The following is a 5,523-nucleotide window of genomic DNA, read 5'->3' as shown; positions in this document are numbered from 1 at the left end:
TTTATGGCTGGTGGCACTAGAATATCTGGTGGTAAAAACAAATGCCAAACAACATCAAAATCAGGAGTTGGCTGCCATTTTTGGTCTTTCTGAAAAAGCTGAGGTACATTACAAACAGGACCACCACAACAGGAAGTATTTTTCCAACGGTGCCAATGATGTTCCAACCCACCGTTTCAAATCCAATCCATCTGATGAGGTAATACACACTGGCATTGAACTCAAAATTGACAAACCACAAGCTGATGGTTTTAGAAAAGTTTTGGATAAATGCTTCTGACAGAAAGGGCAGAAACAAGAGTAAAACTGTTCCAAATACCGTTAAATAATACAAACTCAGTTTTTTGAAGGCGGTGATTTTGTCGGGAAACCGGGATAAAAAATAAGGCAGAAGCAACGGCAGAAACAACAAAGGAATCAGTTTAGTAGACACCGAAAGTCCCAAAAACAGCGCACTCCACAACCACTTTTTAACCACCATAAAATAAAGTGCTGCCACCAAAAAGAAAACCATCACACCTTCAAAATGCAGATTGCCCGTGAGCTCGATAATGATAAACGGATTCAGGAAAAACCAGAAGATGTAATGTTTGGGCAGGTTTAGTTTTTCCAGTAGTTTTTTACCAAACAACAAGATGCCGATGTCTGCAGCAATAAGAACCAGCCGCAACACAATCACCGAGCCTAAAATACTGCTTCCGGCAAACAAAGCGGCGATGGCATAAACAAATTGAGATACCGGAGGATAATTGCTGTAATGGCTGGCGTTGAGGGCGCCCATGCCATTAATTAACTGTTGAGCTTGATAAATACCCTTCATTTCCGTTAAAGCGAAGGAATTGGGGGTCGATAGATAAGGATTGATGCCCTCAATCAGCAGGCGACCATCCCAAAGGAAACGGTAAAAGTCCTGTGACAGGTTGGGGATGGCCAACAGGAAAGCCGCTCTAAAAGCTATTCCTGTCCAGAAGAGGAATTTATAATTGCCGGCATTGGTCTGTATCAGTTTGTAAAACAGAAAAAACAAGGCGGCATAGAGACTCAGGAGTTTGATAAAATCACTGCGCTCCAGTTGATAAGCAAAGGACCAGTAAAACACAAGGCTTGCCAAAACCATCAGCAGAGGGATGCGGTAGGTTTGCAGAAGTGTATTCAAGACCTCGTTTTTAACGATTTAAAAAACACATACCCAAAGCCCAGAAACAGCATCAGGTGAAAGGGGAAGAGTCCGAAATCGCCTTCCTTGCCCACCACAAATGCACTGTACATGCCAAAAGCAAAATACAGCATGAGCAGTCCTTCAAGGACGACGTGGGGCGAGATTTTGTCTTTTAAGTAAATATTGTCTTTCCAGGAGTCTTTTAGTGTGTTGATATTGAACTTGGGGGTTCTGATAAATTCACTTTTCTTGCCAAAATGACCTTCCAAAATGGCAATGGTGTTGTGCAGTGAAAAGCCCATCGCAATAGAGAAAAAAGTGAAGAACATCCCAATGTATTTAAAAAAATTCAGAATGCCGCCACCGTATATTTTTTTGAACATAAACCAGTAGCAAACAAAAAAGATGAGTGTACTGATCACAAAAAAGCTCATTACAATAAAATAAACCTTTAGATGCGCATATTCATTTTTGATGTAGAGCATCGGGATACTCAAAACAGCCACAATAAAAATATTTAAAAACATGGTACTGTTGAGCAAATGCAGGAGTCCGTGTATTTTTGTTTTCAACGGAATGGTAGGGGAGGTAAGCAAGCGCCATTTCATTTTCTGAAAGTTTTCGGCCCCGCCTTTGTTCCATCTAAATTGCTGTGAGCGTGCCGCACTGATTACAACGGGGAGTTCTGCCGGTGTTTCCACATCTTCAAGATAGGCAAATTTCCATCCTTTCAACTGTGCGCGGTAGCTCAGATCGAGGTCTTCGGTGAGGGTGTCACCTTCCCAGTTGCCGGCATCGATGATGCACTGCTTACGCCAAATACCCGCGGTACCATTAAAATTGATAAAATGGTCGTGACTGTTGCGACCTACTTGTTCCAAACTAAAGTGGGCATCCAGTGCAAAGGCCTGAACTTTGGTGAGAAGGGAGTAATCACGGTTGATGTGCCCCCAGCGGGTTTGTACAACGCCTATATTTTCTGAAGTAAAATGGGGTACCGTGCGCTTTAACCAGTCGGGTTTTGGGAGGAAGTCGGCGTCAAAAATGGCGATAAACTCACCCTTGGCTGATTTTAAGCCTTCTTTGAGTGCTCCGGCTTTAAAGCCTGTTCTTTTTTTACGCAAAACGTGCTGTATGTCAATGCCCATTTTTTGTAATTTGGCTATCAGTGCTGCAGTGTTTTCAAGGGTATCGTCAGTTGAGTCATCGAGCACCTGTATTTCCAGTCGCTCTTTGGGATAGTCAATCAAAACAATATTTTTTAATAGACGCTCCATGACATATTTTTCATTATAAACCGGTAACTGTATGGTCACAAAGGGGACTTCATTCAGGTTTTGCCAATTGATTTTTTTGGGAGTAGCCTTTTTGCTTTGGGCTCTTACATAATTAAAAAGCAGGTTCAATTGCGCCAAAGCATAAATCAAAATAAAGATTAATGCCGTGGTGTAAATTATGATGGTTATGGTTTCTACAATCACTTTTTAAAACTGTATTTAAAGATCCAACCTAATATTTTTATTCCGGCCATCACGGCGCCCTTTATTGTTCCCGATACTTTTGATACCCCAATGCGGTTTTTATAGTGCACGGGCACTTCAGTGTAAGAATAGTTTCTTTTCAGGGCTTTCAGTTGCATTTCGACTGTCCAGCCATAGGTTTTGTCTTCCATTTGCAAAGCTAAAAGTTTTGAATATTTTATGGCTCTAAATGGGCCTAAATCTGTAAAACGAGCCCCAAAAAAAAGACGCATCAGGTTTGTGGCAAGCCAATTGCCAAATATTTGAGGGAAGGTCATCGAGCCTTGTTTGCGTAAGCTCTTGTCTCTTGCGCCAATCACTAAATCGATGTTATCTTCCATGATGGGTTGTACAATTTTGGTCAGTTCTTCAGGATAATCGCTGTAATCGCCGTCTAGAAACACTACGATGTCGGGTTTTGTTGCTTGCCGTGCGATGTAGTCCATCCCCTTTAAACAAGCAAACCCATATCCTTTTTGAGATTCTGAAAGCACGGTGGCACCGGCAGCGCGCGCCACATTTTCAGTAGAATCTGTAGAGCTGTTGCTCACCACGATGATTTCTGAAACAATTTCAGGAATCTCAGAGATTACCTTACCAATTGAAGCTTCTTCATTAAACGCCGGAATTATAACCCTGATATCTGTATTCATTTAAAACTGCACTTGTGGATTGTCAATTCTAAAACTCAGAACTGAAGACCATTCTCCCACTTTTTTATCTTGTTCATATTTCAGGGCTTTTTGAAGTTTGTTTTTTTGATAAACCAGTCCGTAACCCTCTCTTTTTCCTTTTTTATACTGCACTTTCAAAGCTGTGTTATTGTTGTGAAAAATCCACCAGTCTTGCTTTTCGCCGTCACTAAAATGGCCTTCCTTGAGCAGTTGGTTTTCACGGGAATAAAAGTACCAATAACCATGCTTTTCCCCCTTATGATAGTGTCCTTTTTTTTGCACAACCCCATTGGTGTGATAATACTTCCAGTAGCCTTCCTTTTGATGACTGTCAATCCAACCTTCTGCTTTGAGCACTCCTGTTTCATAATATTCTTTTGCATATTTTTTTTCTGTTTGCCAAGTCAAAGTGAACAAAAGCAAAAAAAAGACTTTAATAAGCAAGCTTGAAATCATGGCATTCATATATAGGACGTAAAAAGTTTAAACTACTGACACTTTTTTTGGCAATACTTTAATTACGTATCACGGTCTGCTTTGGTTTTTTTAAAAAAAATTAGAGGGCAGGAAAACCATGCCTTTGTTTTTGTCGTAAATAGAGTATGACTAACAATTCAAAAAAAATTAAAAAGATGAAAATGAAAATCAAATTAGTTGCAAGCTTATGCTTGATGTCTTCCGTCTTACTAACAGCTCAAAGCCCTGTAAGCGGATTTATGAAAAGTGCCGGTGAAGGTGCAGTAGTAGTTTCTTACTCACACGAATCTTATGACCAAGTTTTTCTGGTACCTATGGAGGTTGACGGAGTGCCTGTCTTTAATGAAGTGAACATCTCAAGTATTTCACTATTCGCTGAGGTGGGAATCACAGATCGTTTAAATCTCATTTTAAACCTTCCTTATGTAGAAGCAGAAGGTAATGCCAGTGAGGCAGTACTCCAAAACAACGGTTTTGAAAATACACGTAGTGGCATTCAGGACGTAAAAATTTATGCGAAGTATAATTTCCATACCCTAAACACCGGTTTAAGTACAATTGATTTGATGGGTGCCATTGGGTTGGAAACACCTTTTGGAGATTACCGTGCAGATGAGGGATTGCAATCCATTATCGCAATTGGTAACGAATCCTCCAGCTTCAATATGCTGGGAATTGCAACGTTTAAAACTGAATATGGTCTTTTTGCTACCGGTCAGGCAGGGTATAGCTTTAGAGGCAACAGTGCGCCTCATGCTTTAATCACCGAATTCAAACTGGGGTATGCCGCTTCCAAATTTTATGTAGATGCTTTTGTCGCCAATCAGCTTTCAGAAAAAGACGGTGTGGATATTTTAGGCGAAGGTTTTGAAGGTTTTTTTCCTGCCACCAGGGTTAACTATACCCGAGTAGGGGTGAATGCCTATGTACCACTTACAGGAGGTATAGGCCTTACAGCCGGAGCAAACACCTATGTTGCCGGAAGAAATATTGGTAAAGCCACAGGTTTCTATGGCGGACTCGTTTACTCATTTTAATCAATAATCAATAAAATTTAAATACTATGAAAACTCTAAATATATTCAAATCCCTTTTTTTGCCCCTCACTTTAAGTCTTTTGATTTTAGGTTGTGAAACCGAATCCAACTTTGAAGATGAACTACCCTCCATTGCATACATAGCTGTTTCAAACCCTGATTTCAGTACGCTGGAAGCTGCAGCGGTTGCAGGAGAGGTTGCGGTTACACTAAGTAACCCAAATCCAAACGACCCTTCGGGAAGCTATACCGTTTTTGCACCTACCAATGACGCCTTTGCCCGTTTGGGATTGAATGTAGAAACCTTGGGGGTATTACAAAAACCCTTTTTGACAAACACGCTGTTGTACCACGTTTCAAACGGAGACCTGTTAAGCAACAACATAATGGCAGGAGCGATGTCAACTTCAGCTTTGGGACCAGACAGACGCTTTATCAGCAGAGGCAATGATTTGTATATCAATGGTTCAAAAATACTGGCAACAGATATTGCAGCGAGCAATGGTACTGTGCATGTGATCGATAAAGTTATGATTGGTACAGGAGTAGATATAGTACAATCGGCCATTGCGTTGCAAAGTTCGAGTGTGTTTACTTCTCCTGAACTATCTTTCTTGGTAGAGGCGGTAGTCTATGCTGATCTTGTAGAGGCTTTG

Annotated in this window: 6 protein-coding genes; 2 read left to right on the top strand and 4 right to left on the bottom strand. The window is 40.9% G+C overall.

The window, feature by feature from the left end; translation table 11 throughout:
* Positions 1 to 16 precede the first annotated feature (16 nt).
* Genes AACY61_RS08020 through AACY61_RS08005 form a run of 4 tightly spaced genes read right to left on the bottom strand, consistent with a single transcriptional unit; the run spans position 17 to position 3,761 of the window.
* Entirely contained in the window at positions 17 to 1,156 is a 1,140-nt protein-coding gene (locus AACY61_RS08020; RefSeq protein WP_339611054.1) for a glycosyltransferase 87 family protein, read from the bottom strand.
* On the bottom strand, positions 1,153 to 2,640 hold the full coding sequence (locus AACY61_RS08015) for a glycosyltransferase (RefSeq protein ID WP_339611053.1): 1,488 nt from the start codon (positions 2,638 to 2,640) through the stop codon (positions 1,153 to 1,155). Before AACY61_RS08015 ends, AACY61_RS08020 begins: the two co-directional genes overlap by 4 nt.
* On the bottom strand, positions 2,637 to 3,332 hold the full coding sequence (locus AACY61_RS08010; protein ID WP_339611052.1) for a glycosyltransferase family 2 protein: 696 nt from the start codon (positions 3,330 to 3,332) through the stop codon (positions 2,637 to 2,639). The genes AACY61_RS08015 and AACY61_RS08010 overlap by 4 nt, the downstream gene beginning before the upstream one ends.
* Positions 3,333 to 3,761: a hypothetical protein gene (locus tag AACY61_RS08005; protein ID WP_339611051.1), complete on the bottom strand. Its 429-nt coding sequence runs from the start codon at positions 3,759 to 3,761 to the stop codon at positions 3,333 to 3,335.
* 230 nt (positions 3,762 to 3,991) lie between these two features.
* Here AACY61_RS08005 and AACY61_RS08000 point away from each other — a divergent pair, with 230 nt between their 5' ends.
* Complete coding sequence (locus tag AACY61_RS08000; protein WP_339611050.1) at positions 3,992 to 4,867, top strand: hypothetical protein; 876 nt, start codon at positions 3,992 to 3,994, stop codon at positions 4,865 to 4,867.
* 26 nt (positions 4,868 to 4,893) lie between these two features.
* Positions 4,894 to 5,523, top strand: a 630-nt coding sequence (locus AACY61_RS07995; RefSeq protein WP_339611049.1) for a fasciclin domain-containing protein, incomplete at its 3' end; no start/stop codon positions are given.

The organism is uncultured Planktosalinus sp. (genome assembly GCF_963973675.1).
Lineage (GTDB): Bacteria > Bacteroidota > Bacteroidia > Flavobacteriales > Flavobacteriaceae > Planktosalinus.
Note: the sequence above shows the minus strand (reverse complement) of the source record. Positions and strands in the feature narration are given on the sequence as shown.

Coding starts and splice junctions, on each gene's coding strand:
- AACY61_RS08010 (WP_339611052.1), bottom strand. CDS start 3,332: ATGAATACAGATATCAGGGTTATAATTCCGGCGTTTAATGAAGAAGCT.
- AACY61_RS08000 (WP_339611050.1), top strand. CDS start 3,992: ATGAAAATCAAATTAGTTGCAAGCTTATGCTTGATGTCTTCCGTCTTA.